Source organism: Rathayibacter sp. AC182, assembly GCF_979253875.1.
Window position 1 is genome coordinate 2099985 of sequence record NZ_CEEDEK010000005.1, and the last position, 16342, is coordinate 2116326.

The following is a 16342-nucleotide window of genomic DNA, read 5'->3' on the forward strand; positions in this document are numbered from 1 at the left end:
ACTTGACACTGTGGAACTTAGAGACGTCCTCCGACTTCTCCGTGATCACTGGCTGGCGATCGTCGCAGCGATCCTCCTCGGCACCCTGGTGGCCTTCGGCTGGTCCCTGACCCAGAAGCCCCGCTACGTCGCCGACTCCCAGGGCATCGTCTCGGCGAAGGTGGCCGCGGGCGGCGACGAGAGCCAGGCGATCTACTCCCGCCAGATCGCCGACACCGTCGCACGGTCGAGCCTCCAGACCTACCTGCCGCTGGCCACGTCCCGCGACGTGGCCGAGATCGCCATCACGAACCTCGGCCTCGACCTGAGCGCGTCCTCGCTCATCTCGGCGATCACGGTCACCTCCGAGACGACCGCCCCGGTCATGACCGTCCAGGCCACCGCCTCGACGCCCGAGGTGCGCAGAAGCTCGCCGACGCCTGGGTCTCGGCCCTCGCCACCCGCATCCAGCAGGTCAACCAGGAGACCGGGGTCGGCGACACCGTCGGCCTGTCGGTCGTGCAGTCCGCGGCGCTGCCGAGCTCGCCGGACTTCCCGAACCTCCGTCTCGTCCTCGCCGTCGGCGCGCTCGTCGGCCTCGTGCTCGGGCTCGTCTACGCCTTCGTCCGCAACACGCTCGACCGCCGCATCCGCACCGCCGAGATGGTCGAGCGCCTGTTCGATCTCCCGGTCGTCGGCACGCTCCCCGTCGACAAGCGGCTCAACGAGACCAACCGCATCGTCCCGGAGGCCGACACCACGGACTACGTCGCGTCCGACGGCAAGCACGCGCTCGCCGAGGCGCTCCGCGAGCTGCGCACCAACCTCCAGTTCATGAACGTCGACAGCCCCCCGCGCATCATCGTCGTGACCAGCCCCCTGCCCTCCGACGGCAAGTCGACCGTGACCGCGAACCTCGCCGTCACCCTCGCCGCCTCCGGCCAGCGCACGGTCGTCGTCGACGGCGACCTCCGCAAGCCCACTGTCGCGAAGTCCTTCGGTCTCGTCCCGGGCGTGGGCCTGACCGACCTGCTGATCGGCAAGGCCGAGCTCCAGGACGTCCTGCAGCCGTGGGGCCCCTCCGGCAACCTCTGGATCCTCGGCGCCGGATCGATCCCGCCGAACCCGAGCGAGCTGCTCGGCTCGAACGGGATGGACATCCTGCTGCACGAGATCGCCCGCGAGGCCATCGTCATCGTCGATGCTCCTCCGCTGCTCCCCGTGACCGACGGTGCGATCCTGACGGCCCGCACCGACGGCGCGCTCGTCGTGATCTCGGCGGGGAAGACGACGACGGACGAGCTCGGCAAGGCCATCCAGAACCTCGAGCGCGTCAGCGGGCACACCCTCGGCGTGATCCTCAACCGCGTCCCGCCGCGCGGCCAGGTCGGCCGCGGCTACGGCTACTACTACACGAGCTACTACGGCTCCGAGCGGTCGGGAGCGCGCGCCGAGAACCCGACCGCTCCCGCACCGAGCGCCGTCTGATCGGCCGGGCATGACGTTCCCGGGAGACGACGGATCGCGGCGGGTCCGGCGGGGCTGGCGCCCCTCCGAGCCGGCGGCGGCCTCGGAGGCTCCGGTCTTCACGATCCTGTCCGTCTGCACCGGGAACATCTGCCGCTCGCCGATGGCGGAGCAGCTGCTGCGGCGGTCCCTCGCGGAGGCGACGTCCCCGGCGGGAGGTCCGCTGTTCTCCCTCCGCAGCGCCGGTGTGCAGACGAGGGACGGCTATCCGATGGACCCGATCTCGTCCCGGCTGAGCGCGGAGTACGGCGGCGAGCCCGTCGGCCACTCCAGCGCCAGGCTCTCCGAGGAGCTCGTCGCCGAGGCCGACGTCATGCTGACGATGACCCGCGAGCACCTCGTCGACGCGGCGAGGAGGTTCCCCTCGATCCTCCTGCGCGGCTTCACGCTGCTCGAGTTCGCCCGGGTGCTGCCGTTCGTCATCGCCGAGGTGCCGATCCCGGCCGTCGACGATCCCGCAGTGCGCCTGCGCACCGTCGTCCGGCTCGCCGCGGCCCATCGCGGTCGTGCGCCGAGGGCCGACGGAGGCGACGACATCGACGATCCGATCGGCCGCAGCGAGGCCACGCACGCGCGGGTCGCCGCCGAGATCGCGGGAGCCGTCTCCGACATCTCCCGTGATCTGAGAGCATTGGCGCGGCGGTAGAGCGCTCCTGCGCACCCCGCCGCTCCCCAGAACCTCCCTCTGCCCGCCGTCGCCGACGCGACACCCACCACGTCCACGATTCGGAGAACCCCTGTGAAGCTTTCTGTCATTGGTTGCGGCTACCTCGGTGCCGTCCACGCCGCCGCGATGGCCGAGCTCGGCCACGACGTCATCGGCATCGATGTGGACCAGGCGAAGATCGACGCCCTCGCCGCCGGCACCGCTCCCTTCTTCGAGCCGGGCCTGCCCGAACTCCTGTCCGCGGGCGTCGCCTCCGGTCGACTGCGGTTCTCGACCACCACCGCCGACGCGGCCGGTGCCGCCGTGCACTTCGTCGCGGTGGGCACCCCGCAGAAGCCGGGTGAGAACGCGGCCGACATGCGCTTCGTCGACGCCGCCTTCGAGGGCCTCCTCCCGTACCTCACCCCGGACTCGATCGTGGTCGGCAAGTCGACCGTCCCGGTCGGCACCGCCGCTCGCCTCGCCGAGATGATCGCCCCGACCGGTGCGACGCTCGTCTGGAACCCGGAGTTCCTCCGCGAGGGCTTCGCCGTCCAGGACACCATCAGCCCCGACCGCCTCGTCTACGGAGTCCCGTCCACCGACGCGGGTGCCGCCGCGAAGGCCGTGCTCGACGAGGTCTACGCCACCGCGCTGGCCGCCGACACCCCTCGTCGTCACCGATTACGCGACCGCCGAGCTGGTGAAGGTCTCGGCCAACGCCTTCCTCGCGACGAAGATCTCGTTCATCAACGCCATCGCCGAGATCGCCGAGGTCACCGGCGCCGACGTCACGCAGCTCGCCGACGCGATCGGCCACGACGTGCGCATCGGCCGCCGCTTCCTCAACGCCGGCATCGGCTTCGGCGGCGGATGCCTCCCGAAGGACATCCGTGCCTTCTCGGCCCGGGCCGAGGAGCTGGGCGTCGGCGAGTCCGTCGCCTTCCTCAAGGAGGTCGACGCGATCAACCTGCGCCGTCGCCAGCGAGTGGTCGACCTGGTCGCCGAGGGCCTCGGCGGCTCGGTCGAGGGCAAGCGCGTCGCCGTGCTCGGTCTCGCCTTCAAGCCGGAGTCGGACGACGTCCGCGACTCGCCCTCGCTCGACGTCGCGGCCCGCCTCCACGACCTGGGCGCGACCGTGGTCGCCACCGACCCCGAGGCGATCGAGAACGCGAAGCGCCGTTACCCCGACGTCACCTACACGACCGACATCGACGAGGCCCTGCGCGGGGCCGACGCCGTCGTCGTCGTGACCGAGTGGAAGCAGTTCCGCGCGATGGACCCGTCCGTCGTGGGCGACCTCGTGGCCAACCGCTTCGTCGTCGACGGCCGCAACTGCCTCGACCCCGCCGCGTGGCGCGCCGCCGGCTGGGAGTACCGCGGCCTGGGCCGCTGACGCGGAGCACACCACCACGACGCCGGAGGGCGGAGGAGGGCCGGCGCGAGCCGGAGCCCTCCGAGCCCTCCGGCGTCGTCGTGCGTGCGGACCCTCATCGGTCCGCACTCATGCGCGGCCGTGACCGGGCGCGGGGAGATGCGCGAAGGCGAGATCCCACTCCGCCCGTCGCCGTCGCTCCCTGCGGTGCAGGAGGGCGCGCAGGAGCACCCCGAGCAGCGTTCCGAGGGCCGCGCCCATCGTGTTCATCAGGACGTCGTCGGTCCTCGCGTAGCGCGCCTCGAGGAAGAGCAGCTGCCCGGTCTCGATGACGATGCTGGTGACTGCTCCCAGCAGGACGGCGAGCCCGGCCCAGCGGGCCCGGAGGTGCAGGGCCACCAGGAGTCCGAGAGGCACGAAGAGCGCCACGTTCGCGGCGTGCTCGATCAGGTCGTAGTCGACGAACCCGAGGCCCAGGCGGTCGAGCCGGGCGAGGAGGCGCCCGAGGCCGCCCCGCAGCGCGGAGTCGACGGGGACGGGCCAGAACGCTATCGCGGCGAGTGCGCCGAGATAGGGCACGCCGACGGCGACGGTCAGACGGGTGAGGGACCGGGTCACGGTGCTCCTCTCGGAGGGGATCGCCGTGCGGCGACCGAGGACGGACGAGGGCCGGCCCCGTCGACGGTCCTCCAGTCTGCTCCGTCCTCGCCGGGCCCGGGTGCCGAAGCGCGGATCGGCGGCGCATCCGGCGGGAGTCGGCAGTCGGGACTCGGAGCGGGGCGGTGGACCGCAGCGGGATCGGCGCCCCGGGAACGACGAAGCCCGGCCGGATCATGGATCCTGGCCGGGCTTCTCACCGGTCGGGGTAGCGGGATTCGAACCCACGACCTCCTCGTCCCGAACGAGGCGCGCTACCAAGCTGCGCCACACCCCGGTGGAGTGCTCGCACCGCTGACGCGTGCGAACCTCGTCAATGATAGCCGATATTCGCGGCCCGAAAGAACGGCCCGATCGGCGCGACGCGCGGCCGCGCCGGAACGGCTCGATCAGCGCGCGGCCTCGAGGGTGACGAGCGTCACCTCGGGGCGGCAGGCGAAGCGCACCGGCGCGTAGATCGACGTGCCGACCCCTGCCGAGACGTTGAGGTAGGAGCTGCGCAGGCCGTTGTCCCAGGTCGTGAAGCCGGCCACCTTGTCGCGGGGGATGTCGCAGTTGGTCACGAGGGCGCCGAAGCCCGGCACGCACACCTGTCCGCCGTGCGTGTGGCCCGCGAGGATCACCTCGGCGCCGCGCGCGACGAAGTCGTCGAGCACCCGCCGGTAGGGGGCGTGCGCCACTCCGATGCTGACGTCGGCGGATCCCTCCTCGGACGCGCGGAGCTCGTCGACGGCGCCGGCGACGAGATCGATCCGGTCCCGCGAGATGTGCGGGTCGTCGACGCCGAAGAACTCGATCCGGGTGCCGCGCACCTCGATGCTCGTGGCGGTGTTGTTGAGGTCGGTCCAGCCCAGATCGCTGGAGAAGAAGCGGGTCAGCGAGGCGGTGTCGAGATCGCTCTGGTGCGCCTGCGGGTTCTTCGAGGGTCCGCGGAAGTACCGCAGCGGGTTCTTCACCCGGGGGTCGAAGTAGTCGTTGGACCCGTGCACGAAGACTCCCGGGACCCCGGCGAAGGGCTCGAGAGCGCGTCGGATGCCGAGCACGCCGTCGCGGTGCCCGAGGTTGTCGCCCGTGTCGACGACGAGGTCCGGGGCGAGCGCGGCGAGGGAGCGCAGCCACTCCTGCTTCTTCGACTGCCAGGGCGCCATGTGCAGGTCCGAGAGGTGCAGGATGCGCAGCGGCACCGAGCCCTCCGGCAGGACGGGGACGGTGATGCGGCGGACGGTGAACATCGTCCGCTCGATGCCGATCCCCCAGACCGCGGCGGCGGTGCCGGCCGCGGCGACGGTCGCGAGAGCGGTGGTCAGGGGCGTCGGCTGCGTCCGGTCATGTGTCCTTCTCCGAGCGTCCTGTCGCGAGGCGCGACCGCGTTCATTCTGCACGACCCCGCCGGGCGCCCGATGCGAGGGGATCAGCCTCCGGGCGTGGGCGAGGGCGTCGGCCCGGCGCTCACCCGCAGCACGATCGCGGTGCCCCGAGCGACGCGGGAGCCCGCCGGGGGGTTCGTCCCGGCGACGGACCCCGCGGGTCGATCGGAGGGCACGCGGGCCGGATCGACGGTGACGGTGAAGCCGAGCTGACGCAGGCGCTCGGCCGCGGCGGCCGGGTTCTGACCCATGAGCTCGGGGACCGCCTCCTGCGGGACGTCGACGAGCGAGCGCTCGGGGGAGGGGAACGCGGTGCCGCCGTACTTCGCGTCGGCGACCCGCATGATCCTCGGCCAGATCTGATGACGGACCTGCCCGGCGTTCACGCCGTTCAGGCGCAGCCCCTGCATCGAGGTCTTGCCGACGACGTTGCCGACCCAGGTCGCCGTCGCGACCTCGGTGCTGGCGCCGACCATCCAGGTGTGCACCGCGTTGTCGGTGGTGCCGGTCTTGCCGATGTGCGGGATGCCGGTCCCGGTGGCCGAGGCGCGGCCGGTCCCGCCGGTCATGACCTGCTGCAGCGCGAAGTCGGCGGTGGCCGCGACCTTCTCGGACAGGCCCTGCGTGCACTCCGAAGTCGGCGGGGCGATGTCGGCGCCGGAGCGGTCGACGATCCGGTCGATGGCCACCGGCGTGCAGACGGTGCCCTTGTTCGCGAAGCCCGCGAACGCGGTCGCCATGGTCAGTGGAGCGATCTCGTTGGTGCCGAGGATCGTCGGGGCGAACTTCTGCAGCTCCGTGCCGTCGGCGCGGTGCACGCCCATCGCGAGCGCGGTGTTGCGGATGCCGCAGAGGTCGAGCTGCTCGGCCATCGCCGCGAAGCCCGTGTTGATCGAGCCCTTCGTGGCGTCCACGACCGAGTACACGCCTCCGTCGCCGCCCTCGTCGTTCTTGGGGTCCCACGACTCGCCGTAGTAGATCCCGTCGGGCTCGCAGCTGTCGCGGAAGTTCGTGTACGCCCGGCGCACGCCGTTCACGCTCTCGCCCAGCGAGCGCCCCTCCTGCAGCCACTCGGCGAGCGTGAACACCTTGTAGGTCGACCCGACCTGGAAGCCCGAGGATCCGCCGTAGCCGAAGTCGGTGCTGTAGTTGACGCTCGTGTAGTTGGCGCCCGCGACGTCCGGGTCGTTGGAGTAGTCCTTGTTCTGCGTCATCGCCAGGATCCTGCCGGTGCCGACCTCGACCGAGACGCTGGAGCTGCCGATGTCGACGGACGCCATCGACTTGGGCACCCAGGCGTCCGTCGCCGAGACCGCGGCCTGCTGGAGCTCCGTGTCGAGGGTCGTCCAGATCTGGTAGCCGCCGCGCTTGAAGGTCGCGTCGCGCTCGTCCTGGCTCGCTCGAAGGCGTCGTCGTTCTTGATCACCCAGGTGACGTAATCGCAGAAGAACGCGGCGATGCCGGCGGTCTGGCAGCCGGTGCTGGGCTCGGTGATGGACGGGGCCACCGGCGTCGCGGCCGCCTCGGCGATCTGCTCCGGCGTCGCCTTCGACTCCTTGTTCATCTGCGTGAGGATGTAGTTGCGCCGGTTGAGCGTCTCGGGGTAGCCCGCGGCGGCGGGATTGGCGGGGTCGGTCGGCCGGTCGAAGCGGAACTTCTCGGGGTTGTTGACGATCGCGACGAGCGCCGCGGACTGCGCGAGGGTCAGGTCGCGCGCGCTGACGCCGAAGTAGTAGTTCGCGGCGGCCTCGATGCCGTAGACCGTTCCTCCGAACAGCGCGATGTTGAGGTACCCGAGCAGGATGTCGTTCTTGGGGTACTGCTTCTCGAGGCCGATGGCCAGCCGCATCTCGGCGACCTTGCGCTCCGGGGTCGTCTCGGTCGCCTCCCGGTAGGCGGCGTCGCGCTCGATCGGGTCCGAGAGGGCCTCCGCCTTCTGCACGAGCACGTTCTTCACGTACTGCTGGGTGATGGAGGAGCCGCCCTGCACCCGCCCGCCGACGGCGGTCGTCGCGGCGGCGCGCACGGTGCCGAGCAGGTCGATGCCGCCGTGCTCGTAGAAGCGCGGGTCCTCGGAGGCGACGACCGCGTCCTTCACGAACGGCGAGATGTCGTCCCAGCCGACCTCGACCCGGTTCTGCGCGTAGAAGGACGCGAGCAGGACGTCCTGGCCGGCGGCGTCCTTCGCGTAGATGTTGCTCTTCTCAGCGAGGGTGCCGATCTCGAGGTACCCGGGGAGGTTGTCGAACATCTGCACGCCGTTGTTCGCGGCCATGCCGCCGAGCGCGATCGCCGGGGTGATCGACGCGGCCACCAGGACCCCCGCGATGACGCTCATCGCCACCACTCCGATCAGGCCGCCCACGGCGCCTCCGATCGACTTGACGACCCTGGTCCCGCCTGCCCCCGACATAGAATCAGCGTAGTCGCCGCGACCGCACCGGACGCGGCCGACGTCCGCCCGCACCGCCTCGCGGCGGCGCGCCCTTCACTCGAGGAGAGCCATGTCCGTTCCGCGCTGGGAGTACGTCACCACCCCGCTGATGATCCACAACACCACGGCGATCCTGAACACCTGGGGCTCCGAGGGCTGGGAGCTGGTGCAGATCGTGACCGGTCCCGAGGGCGGGCTCGTCGCCTACCTCAAGCGCCCCGTCGTCGAGGCCGGCGCGTGAGCGGGCCCTCCGTCGCGGAGCGCCTCGCCGAGCTCGGGATCGAGCTGCCCGCCGTCGCCGCCCCCGCCGGCGCGTACGTCCCCGCGGTGGTGCACGAGCATCTCGTCTTCACCGCCGGGCAGATCCCCTTCGTCGACGGCGCTCTGCCCGCGACCGGCAAGGTCGGCTCGGGAGACGGTCTCGTCGATCCCGAGGAGGCGAAGGCGCTCGCCCGCGTCTGCGCGCTCAACGCCCTCGCCGCGGTCGCCGACGCGATCGGCTCGCTCGACCGCGTCACGCGCATCGTCAAGCTCACCGGCTTCGTCGCCTCCGCCTCCGGGTTCACCGGCCAGCCCGGAGTGATCAACGGCGCGTCAGAGCTGCTCGGGGACGTCTTCGGCGAGGCCGGCCGCCACGCGCGCTCGGCCGTCGGAGTCGCGGAGCTGCCGCTCGGCGCTCCCGTCGAGGTCGAGCTGGTCGTCGCCTTCGCCTGATCCCGGCGGCGGGGCCCGAAGGACCCGGCCCCGCCGTCAGTCCGCGGCGACCGCGGACGAGATGACGTTCATGACCTGCGTGTCCGCGAGCGTCGTCGTGTCGCCCACGGCACGTCCCTCCGCGACGTCGCGCAGCAGTCGGCGCATGATCTTGCCCGAGCGCGTCTTGGGGAGCTCCTGCACGATCAGGATCCGCTTCGGCCGGGCGATCGCCCCGATGTGCTCGGCGACGTGCGCCTTGAGCGTCGCGACCAGCTCGTCGTGACCGCCCGCCAGGGTCTCGGCCTGGCTGGCCTTCGCGATGACGAACGCGACGACGGCCTGGCCGGTGGCCTCGTCGGCCGCGCCCACGACCGCCGCCTCGGCGACCACCGGGTGCGAGACGAGGGCCGACTCGATCTCGGCCGTCGAGAGCCGGTGACCGGAGACGTTCATCACGTCGTCCACGCGGCCCAGCAGCCAGAGATCGCCGTCGCGGTCCACTCGCGCGCCGTCGCCGGCGAAGTAGCGGTCGCCGAACTTCGACCAGTAGGTCTCGACGTAGCGCTCCGGATCGCCCCAGATGCCGCGGAGCATCGCGGGCCAGGGCTCCGTGATCACGAGCAGGCCGCCGGAGTCCTGACCGACGGAGCGCCCGGCCTCGTCGACGACGTCGATCGAGATCCCGGGGAGCGGCACCTGCGCGGAGCCCGGCTTCAGCGTCGTCACCCCGGGCAGCGGGGAAACCATCATCGCGCCGGTCTCGGTCTGCCACCACGTGTCCACGATCGGCGTGCGCCCGCCTCGATGACGTCGCGGTACCAGACCCACGCCTCCGGATTGATCGGCTCGCCGACCGACCCGAGCAGCCGCAGGCTCGAGAGGTCGAAGCGATGGGGGATCTGCCGACCCAGCTTCATGAACGAGCGGATGGCGGTGGGCGCCGCGTACAGGATCGTCACCCCGTACTTCTCGACGATCTCCCACCAGCGGCCCGTGTGGGGCGTGTCGGGAGTGCCCTCGTACATCACCTGGGTCGCTCCGTTGGCGAGCGGGCCGTAGACGACGTAGCTGTGGCCGGTGATCCAGCCGACGTCCGCGGTCGACCAGTAGACGTCGGTCTCGGGATGCAGGTCGAACACCGCGCGGTGCGTGTAGGCGACCTGGGTGAGGTAGCCGCCGCTGGTGTGCAGGATCCCCTTGGGCTTACCGGTGGTTCCGCTCGTGTAGAGGATGAAGAGGGGCTGCTCGGCGGGGAACGCGCGCGCCGTGTGGTCGGCGTCGACCGCGACGATCTCCTCGTGCCACCAGAGGTCGCGACCCTCCCGCCAGTCGACGGAGTTGCCGCCGCGCTGCACGACGAGCACGTGCTCGACTGTGGAGGGCGAGTCCTCGCCGCCGATCGCGAGCGCCGCGTCGACCGCGGGCTTGAGCGGGAAGACCGAGCCCTTGCGCCAGCCGCCGTCGGCGGTGATGACCAGCTTCGCCTCGGCGTCGTCGATCCGCGCGCGGAGGCTCTCGGCGCTGAAGCCGCCGAAGACGACCGAGTGGACGGCTCCGATGCGGGCGACGGCGAGCATGGCGATCACCGCCTCCGGGACCATCGGGAGGTAGATCGCGACGCGGTCGCCCGCGTGGACGCCGAGGCTCGTGAGGAGGTTGGCGGCGCGCTTCACCTCGGCGGTGAGCTGCGCGTAGGTGAGGGTGCGCGTGTCGCCGGGCTCGCCCTCCCAGTGGATCGCGACGCGGTCGCCGTGGCCGGCGAGCACGTGCCGGTCGAGGCAGTTGTAGGCGACGTTGAGCTCGCCGTCGTCGAACCACTTCGCGAAGGGCGCCTCGCTCCAATCGAGGGTGCGCGTGAAGGGACGGTGCCAGTGCAGCAGCTCGCGGCTGCGGTCGGCCCAGAAGCCGAGGCGGTCGGCGGCGGCCTCGTCGTAGAGGTGCGCGGTCGCGACGGCCTGCGCGGCGAAGTCGGCGGGGGCGGGAACCGGCGCGTCTCGTGGAGGAGGTTGTCGATGGTCTCGGAGGCCGGGGCTGCGAGTTCGTCCGGGGAGTGGTCATCTGCGATTCGCTCCTTCGCGAGTGCACCGGCACGGCCGCTGCCGGCCGATCTCGCTCCACCGTAGCGCGCAGCGGAGACCGCGGCGGCGACTCCGATCCACGCGGCACTCGTCGGTTATCGCTGAGAGGCGCTCGAATGCGGGATCCGAGCTTGGTGATCAGGGCGTCGTGCCGTACTGTTGCATACGGCCGAATGAACTTCGGTCTCAGCGGCGCAAGTGATTCCCCCCAATCCCGCGCCGCCGAGGCGGCACCTGTTCCCCCCAATGGGTGCCGCCCCCTTCTCTTAACGCCCCGTGCAGCAGCTGCACTGCGAGGCGGGATCGCCGCTGGAGCGCTGAGCTCGCGGAACCGCGATCGCACGAGGCCGGCGTCGCGGGGCGCTCGGTCGTCCTCCCCAGCCTCGTCCGACCGGCGTGCCTCCACCGATCCGGGCCGGCCCGATCGTCCGAGCCGATCCCCGCTCTACCGTGCCGAGATGATCGCCGATTTCGTCCCGCTCGTCCCCGCTGCGTACCGGAGCGAGGCCCCGCCCGCGCCGGCGCCGCCTGCTCCGCCGCCCGTCGTCCGCCCCGGTGCCGCCGCCCTCGGGCTGCTCGCCCCCTTCGCCGCGGATCCCGCCGTGACGGACCTCTTCGTCAACGGCGGCGCCGGTCTCTGGGTCGACCGCGGGAGCGGCGCCGTGCGGGAGCCCGAGTGGACGTTCGACGCGGCGGCGGTGCGCCGCCTGGCCGTGTCCCTCGTCGCGGCGGGAGGTCGGCACGTCGACGAGGCGAGCCCCTGCGTCGATGTGCGGCTCCGGCACGGTGTCCGCGTGCACGTCGTGCTCCCGCCCGTGGCGACGGCCGGAGCGCTCATCTCGGTGCGCGTGCCGCAGTCCGCGGCCTGGAGCCTCGACGACCTGTGCTCGGCGGGGATGGTGGACGAGGGGCAGGACTCGCTGCTGCGCCGCGCGGTGGCCTCGCGGTGGAACCTGCTCGTCTCGGGGGCGGGAGGGTCCGGCAAGACCACACTGCTCCAGGCGCTGCTGGGCTGCGCACCCCGCACGAGCGCATCGTCGCGATCGAGGACGTGGGGGAGCTCCGACCCGCGCATCCGCACGTCGTCTCGCTCGAGTCCCGCCAGCCGAACCTCGAAGGGGCGGGGGCGTGGGCCTGGACCGGCTGGTCCGCGAGGCGCTGCGCATGCGCCCCGACCGCCTGGTGCTCGGCGAGTGCCGCGGAGCGGAGCTCCGAGAGCTGCTCTCGGCGCTGAACACCGGTCACGACGGCGGAGCCGGCACGATCCACGCCAACTCCCTCGCCGACGTGCCGGCGCGGCTGGAGGCGCTCGGCGCCCTCGCGGGGCTCGGACCGGAGGCGGTCGCCCGGCAGGCGGTGAGCGCTCTGGATCTCGTGCTGCATCTCGAGCGGGGCGACGGGCGGCGGCGGCTGTCGTCCTGGGGTGCTTCGCGCTGGATGCGGAGGGGCGCCTGAGGATCGACGAGGGAGTGCTGCCCGCGCGCGCCCGGTCCCGGCGGTGAGGCGCTCGGCGGACGGCCTGGACGAGGTCGCCGCGGTCGTGCACCGGCTCTCGGTGCTGCTGGCCGCAGGGGTGGCGCCGGCGTCCGCTCTCGGGCACCTCGCCTCGGCGGGGGAGGCGGGAGCGGCCGGGGCCGCTCGTCGCAGGAGGCTGCTCCGCGCGGTCGCGCTCGAGGCGGCGCGGGGCGGGGACGTGACGGAGGCGCTCCTGCGGGGCGTGCCCGCCTCCCGTCGCTCGGGCGAGCGGCGCCGCTCCCCGGCGCGACGACGGCGAGGAGGCCGCGTGGGCGGCGCTCGCCGCGTCGTGGCGGGTGGCCGCCGACTCCGGAGCACCGGTCGCGGCGGCTCTGGCCGAACTGGCCGAGTCGATGCGCGAGTCGGGTCGGGCCCGTCGCGACATCGACGTGGCGCTGGCCGGTCCCGCGGCCACCGGCCGGGTCGTCGGGGTGCTCCCGCTCGTGGGCCTCGGCTTCGGCTCCGTGCTCGGCTTCGACGTGGTCGGCGTGCTCCTGGGCACGGCTCCGGGGCTGGTCTGCCTGGGAGCCGGGGCGGGCCTGATGGTCCTCGCGCAGCTCTGGACGCGCAGGCTCGTCCGCGGGGCCGATCCCGGCGGCGCGGCTCCGGGGCTCGCGCTGGACCTGCTCGCGGTCGCCCTCGCAGGCGGCGGCGCGATCGACCGGGCGCGAGCGCAGGTGCTCGCGGCGCTCGCCGAGTGCGGTCTCGCGTCCGACGCCCGGGCTCTCGAGGGGGCCGACGCGATCCTCGCGCTCTCCAGCGGTGCGGGGGTGCCGGCGGGTCGCTCTGCTGCGCAGCGAGGCGACGCTCGTGCGCCTGCGCACGGCGGGTCTCGCCCGCGAGCGGGCGGCGCGGCTCGGAGTGATGCTGATGCTGCCGTTGGGGGTCTGCGTGCTGCCCGCGTTCCTCCTCCTGGGCGTGGCTCCGATGATCGTGTCGGTGCTGCTGTCGACCTTCGCGGCCACGTCGTGACGGCGCTCCTCCCCAACCGCGGTCCGGGCGACCTCTGCACGGATCGCGACGGGCTCGTCCGCGGTGCCGGAGCGGCTCCGCGATGCTCGTCCCGGGGCACGGCACAGGGGGCGGGACGGAGCAGCGGAGATGAACGGGTTCGACGGACGAGGCCTGCGGGGCGGCGCGACGGCGGGGTGGAGCGGCTGGGGAGCGCGACTGGCCGACGAGGAGGGATCGGCGACCGCGGAGTACGCGATCGCGACGATGGCCGCGGTCGGCTTCGCGGGGCTGCTGGTCGTGATCCTCAAGGGCGACGAGGTCAGGGGCATCCTGACCGACCTGGTCACCCGCGCTCTGACGTCGGGCGGGTGAGCGGCTGGACGCGGCGCCTCGTGCGGTGCGCCGCGCAGGAGGAGGGGTCCGCGAGCGCGGAGCTCGCCGTCGTCCTGCCCGCGGTGGTCGTGGTGCTCGCGCTCTGCCTGGGCTCGGTCGCCGCATCCGCCCAGTACGTGCGGCTGGTGGACGCGGCGGCCGACAGCGCCCGGTCCTCGGCCCGGGGCGACGACCCGGCCCCTCCGGTGGGTCGCGTCGATCCGCAGGCCGAGGTGGGGGTCTCGACGGAGGGCGGTCTGGTCTGCGTCGAGGTGGCGGCCCGGCTCCGGCCCCTGCCCGTTCTCGAGGTGCCGGTCGCGATCCGCTCGTGCGCTCTCGGGAGCGGAGGGTGACCGGTCGCTGGGGAGGCCCGGTGCGGGTGCGCGCAGGGGAGGGACGGCTCGGCCGCCACGGCGGCGATCGGAGTGGTGGCGGGCGCGATCCTCGTGACCGCGGCGGTCCTCGCCGGGTGCGGCGGTCTGGTCGGGCATCAGCGCGCGGTCGCGGCGGCCGACGGCGCGGCGCTCGCCGCGGCCGACGTCGCGTCGGGACTCCTGCCGGGGAGCCGTGCGGCGCGGCCGACCGGGTGGCCCGGGCGGGTGCGGCGCGGATCTCGGAGTGCGCGGTGGACGAAGGAGTCGCGACCGTCGAGGTCGTGGTGTCCGTCGGGCCGGTCGTGCTGCCGGCGCGCTCCCGGGCAGGGCCGCCGCCGTGACGCGGCGGCCCCGGCGGCGGATCAGTCGGAGCTGAGCCGCTGGTACCGGTAGGCGGCGGCGGTCGGCAGGGAGCCGGCGCCCTCGTCGTGCTCGAGGGACCCGGCGAGCAGGTAGATCCAGCGGGAGCCGTTCCGGCCGGTGGGGATCTCGAGGCGAGCGGCCGGGGCCTGCTCGTCGCCGTACGGCCGTCGGAGGGTCTTGCCTTCGAGCGGTCCGTCGGTGAGCTTCGCGGTGTACGCGGAGAGGGCGGGAGAAAAGGAGTCAGCGTCGTTGCCATGCACCACATCATGCGCCGATCCGGGCGCCGCGTCACCAGGAGAGGGCCTTCCGGTCGGGCGGCGTTCGGCGCGCTCAGGGTTCGCTCTCAGCCTCATCCGGCCCCCGACCGGGCCTCCGTCCCCGGACTCGGTGTGTATGGTGTGCCTGTCGGGCGCCTGCAGCCCACGTGAACGGATGACCGTTCCCCGTGCGGTCGCCGCGCACCGCCTCCCTGGACGGGGACCCGTCGGACACCCTGTTCGTCCGACCCGACAGCATCAACCGAGGAGAACTGTGTCCGGCACGAAGAAGCTGGTGATCGTCGAGTCGCCGGCGAAGGCCAAGACCATCGCCCAGTACCTGGGCGACGGGTACGAGGTGCTCGCCTCCGTCGGCCACATCCGCGACCTCATCGAGCCCAAGAACCTCCCGCCCGAGCTCAAGAAGGGCCCGCTGGGCAAGTTCTCGGTCGACGTCGACAACGGCTTCGAGCCCTACTACGTCGTGTCGGACCAGAAGAAGAAGACCGTCGCCGATCTCAAGCGCGCGCTGAAGAACGCCGACGAGCTCTTCCTCGCTACGGATGAGGACCGCGAGGGCGAGGCCATCGCGTGGCACCTCCTCGAGGAGCTCAAGCCCAAGGTCCCCGTGCACCGCATGGTCTTCCACGAGATCACCAAGGACGCGATCCAGAAGGCCAGCCAGAACACCCGCGACATCGACACCTCCCTCGTCGACGCGCAGGAGACCCGCCGGATCCTCGACCGCCTCTACGGCTACGAGATCTCGCCCGTGCTCTGGCGCAAGGTCGGACCCGGGCTCTCGGCCGGACGCGTGCAGTCCGCCGCCACCCGCCTCGTCGTCGACCGCGAGCGCGAGCGTCTCGCCTTCGTCTCGGCCAGCTACTGGGACCTGGCGACGGTGCTCGCCCCGAGGCCGACGCCTCGGCGGGCTTCGACGCCCGACTGGCGCGCCTGGACGGCAAGCGCATCGGAAGCGGCCGCGACTTCGACGACCGCGGAGAGCTCAAGAGCGACGTCACCGTGCTCGACGAGACCAGCGCCACCGCCCTGGCCACGGCGCTGCGCGATCCGGCGACGCTCGTGCGCGTCACGAACCTCGAGTCCAAGCCCTACTCGCGCCGGCCCGCCGCTCCGTTCACCACGTCGACGCTCCAGCAGGAGGCGGCGCGCAAGCTCCCGCTTCTCGGCTCGCCAGACCATGAGCGTGGCGCAGTCGCTGTACGAGAACGGCTTCATCACCTACATGAGGACCGACTCGCCCAACCTGTCGCAGCAGGCGATCACCGCGGCGCGCTCGCAGGCGACCGCGCTCTACGGCGCCGAGACCGTGCCCGACAAGCCGCGCCTCTACTCCGGCAAGAACAAGAACGCGCAGGAGGCGCACGAGGCGATCCGGCCCGCCGGCGAGACCTTCCGCACCCCCGACCAGCTCGCGGGCACCCTCCGCGGCAACGACCACCGCCTCTACGACCTGATCTGGAAGCGCACCGTCGCCTCGCAGATGGCCGACGCCAAGGGCTCGACCGCCACCGTCACTCCGAGGCCAACCCGGCCGGCGACACGGCCCGCAGCGCGGAGTTCACCGCGTCCGGCACGGTCATCACCTTCCGCGGCTTCCTGCTCGCCTACGAGGAGGGCCGCGACGAGGAGCGCCACGGCGCCCGCGACGAGAAGGACGCCAAGCTGCCCGTGCTCGAGGTCGGCCAGTCCCTAGTGGTCGCCGAGGTCGAGGCGAAGGGCCACGA

General features: G+C 72.6%; 16 protein-coding genes, 1 tRNA gene and 4 pseudogenes. 13 read left to right on the plus strand and 8 right to left on the minus strand.

What is annotated here, in order from left to right:
- Nucleotides 1-10 precede the first annotated feature (10 nt).
- Nucleotides 11-232: pseudogene (locus tag AC0CII_RS23085) on the plus strand (Wzz/FepE/Etk N-terminal domain-containing protein); the annotation flags it as partial.
- Between the two features lie 8 nt (nucleotides 233-240).
- On the opposite strand, the gene AC0CII_RS23090 reads toward AC0CII_RS23085, so the two are convergent.
- Nucleotides 241-381, minus strand: a complete 141-nt coding sequence (locus AC0CII_RS23090; RefSeq protein ID WP_465231149.1) for a hypothetical protein — start codon at nucleotides 379-381, stop codon at nucleotides 241-243.
- Between the two features lie 117 nt (nucleotides 382-498).
- Here AC0CII_RS23090 and AC0CII_RS23095 point away from each other — a divergent pair, with 117 nt between their 5' ends.
- The 3 genes and pseudogenes from AC0CII_RS23095 to AC0CII_RS23105 all read left to right on the plus strand — a co-directional run bounded on the left by AC0CII_RS23095 (nucleotide 499) and on the right by AC0CII_RS23105 (nucleotide 3548).
- Nucleotides 499-1467, plus strand: coding sequence for a tyrosine-protein kinase domain-containing protein (locus AC0CII_RS23095; protein ID WP_465230730.1), 969 nt, complete (start codon nucleotides 499-501; stop codon nucleotides 1465-1467).
- 10 nt (nucleotides 1468-1477) lie between these two features.
- Nucleotides 1478-2152, plus strand: a complete 675-nt coding sequence (locus tag AC0CII_RS23100; protein ID WP_207406812.1) for an arsenate reductase/protein-tyrosine-phosphatase family protein — start codon at nucleotides 1478-1480, stop codon at nucleotides 2150-2152.
- Between the two features lie 93 nt (nucleotides 2153-2245).
- Nucleotides 2246-3548 (plus strand): annotated as a pseudogene (locus tag AC0CII_RS23105) (UDP-glucose dehydrogenase family protein).
- A gap of 108 nt (nucleotides 3549-3656) precedes the next feature.
- On the opposite strand, the gene AC0CII_RS23110 reads toward AC0CII_RS23105, so the two are convergent.
- From AC0CII_RS23110 to AC0CII_RS23130, 5 genes are all read right to left on the minus strand, one after another.
- Nucleotides 3657-4145 carry a VanZ family protein gene (locus AC0CII_RS23110; RefSeq protein ID WP_465226317.1) on the minus strand — a complete coding sequence of 163 codons (489 nt, stop codon included), beginning with the start codon at nucleotides 4143-4145 and terminating at the stop codon, nucleotides 3657-3659.
- Nucleotides 4146-4387: 242 nt separating this feature from the next.
- Nucleotides 4388-4461: transfer RNA gene (locus tag AC0CII_RS23115), tRNA-Pro, on the minus strand.
- 112 nt (nucleotides 4462-4573) lie between these two features.
- Nucleotides 4574-5566 carry a metallophosphoesterase gene (locus AC0CII_RS23120; protein WP_465230731.1) on the minus strand — a complete coding sequence of 331 codons (993 nt, stop codon included), beginning with the start codon at nucleotides 5564-5566 and terminating at the stop codon, nucleotides 4574-4576.
- A gap of 29 nt (nucleotides 5567-5595) precedes the next feature.
- Entirely contained in the window at nucleotides 5596-6843 is a 1248-nt protein-coding gene (locus tag AC0CII_RS23125) for a penicillin-binding protein (protein WP_465230732.1), read from the minus strand.
- On the minus strand, nucleotides 6762-7916 hold the full coding sequence (locus tag AC0CII_RS23130) for a transglycosylase domain-containing protein (RefSeq protein ID WP_465230733.1): 1155 nt from the start codon (nucleotides 7914-7916) through the stop codon (nucleotides 6762-6764). The genes AC0CII_RS23125 and AC0CII_RS23130 overlap by 82 nt, the downstream gene beginning before the upstream one ends.
- A gap of 139 nt (nucleotides 7917-8055) precedes the next feature.
- Here AC0CII_RS23130 and AC0CII_RS23135 point away from each other — a divergent pair, with 139 nt between their 5' ends.
- Together AC0CII_RS23135 and AC0CII_RS23140 are read left to right on the plus strand one after the other, a co-directional pair.
- Nucleotides 8056-8226 (plus strand): DUF4177 domain-containing protein, encoded by a 171-nt coding sequence (locus AC0CII_RS23135; protein WP_194609517.1) that lies wholly within the window; start codon nucleotides 8056-8058, stop codon nucleotides 8224-8226.
- On the plus strand, nucleotides 8223-8699 hold the full coding sequence (locus AC0CII_RS23140) for a RidA family protein (protein ID WP_207406829.1): 477 nt from the start codon (nucleotides 8223-8225) through the stop codon (nucleotides 8697-8699). The genes AC0CII_RS23135 and AC0CII_RS23140 overlap by 4 nt, the downstream gene beginning before the upstream one ends.
- 36 nt (nucleotides 8700-8735) lie before the next feature.
- Here AC0CII_RS23140 and acs read toward each other — a convergent pair.
- Nucleotides 8736-10746, minus strand: a pseudogene (gene acs / locus AC0CII_RS23145) (acetate--CoA ligase).
- Nucleotides 10747-11217: 471 nt separating this feature from the next.
- On the opposite strand from acs, the pseudogene AC0CII_RS23150 reads away from it, so the two are divergent.
- The 6 genes and pseudogenes from AC0CII_RS23150 to AC0CII_RS23175 all read left to right on the plus strand — a co-directional run.
- Nucleotides 11218-11721 (plus strand): annotated as a pseudogene (locus AC0CII_RS23150) (pilus assembly protein CpaF); the annotation flags it as partial.
- Between the two features lie 202 nt (nucleotides 11722-11923).
- Nucleotides 11924-12214: an ATPase, T2SS/T4P/T4SS family gene (locus AC0CII_RS23155; protein ID WP_465231068.1), complete on the plus strand. Its 291-nt coding sequence runs from the start codon at nucleotides 11924-11926 to the stop codon at nucleotides 12212-12214.
- Between the two features lie 870 nt (nucleotides 12215-13084).
- Nucleotides 13085-13246, plus strand: a complete 162-nt coding sequence (locus AC0CII_RS23160) for a hypothetical protein (protein ID WP_465230734.1) — start codon at nucleotides 13085-13087, stop codon at nucleotides 13244-13246.
- 153 nt (nucleotides 13247-13399) lie between these two features.
- Complete coding sequence (locus tag AC0CII_RS23165; protein WP_465231069.1) at nucleotides 13400-13600, plus strand: DUF4244 domain-containing protein; 201 nt, start codon at nucleotides 13400-13402, stop codon at nucleotides 13598-13600.
- Between the two features lie 20 nt (nucleotides 13601-13620).
- Nucleotides 13621-13953, plus strand: coding sequence for a TadE family type IV pilus minor pilin (locus tag AC0CII_RS23170; protein WP_465231070.1), 333 nt, complete (start codon nucleotides 13621-13623; stop codon nucleotides 13951-13953).
- A 72-nt stretch (nucleotides 13954-14025) separates the two neighbouring features.
- Entirely contained in the window at nucleotides 14026-14367 is a 342-nt protein-coding gene (locus tag AC0CII_RS23175) for a hypothetical protein (RefSeq protein WP_465230735.1), read from the plus strand.
- Here the strand turns inward: AC0CII_RS23175 and AC0CII_RS23180 are convergent.
- Nucleotides 14337-14600 carry a hypothetical protein gene (locus AC0CII_RS23180; RefSeq protein ID WP_465230736.1) on the minus strand — a complete coding sequence of 88 codons (264 nt, stop codon included), beginning with the start codon at nucleotides 14598-14600 and terminating at the stop codon, nucleotides 14337-14339. The two genes, AC0CII_RS23175 and AC0CII_RS23180, sit on opposite strands and share 31 nt — an antisense overlap.
- A 268-nt stretch (nucleotides 14601-14868) precedes the next feature.
- Between AC0CII_RS23180 and topA the strand changes: the two genes are divergently transcribed.
- Nucleotides 14869-16311, plus strand: coding sequence for a type I DNA topoisomerase (topA, locus tag AC0CII_RS23185; RefSeq protein ID WP_465230737.1), 1443 nt, complete (start codon nucleotides 14869-14871; stop codon nucleotides 16309-16311).
- Nucleotides 16312-16342 lie beyond the last annotated feature (31 nt).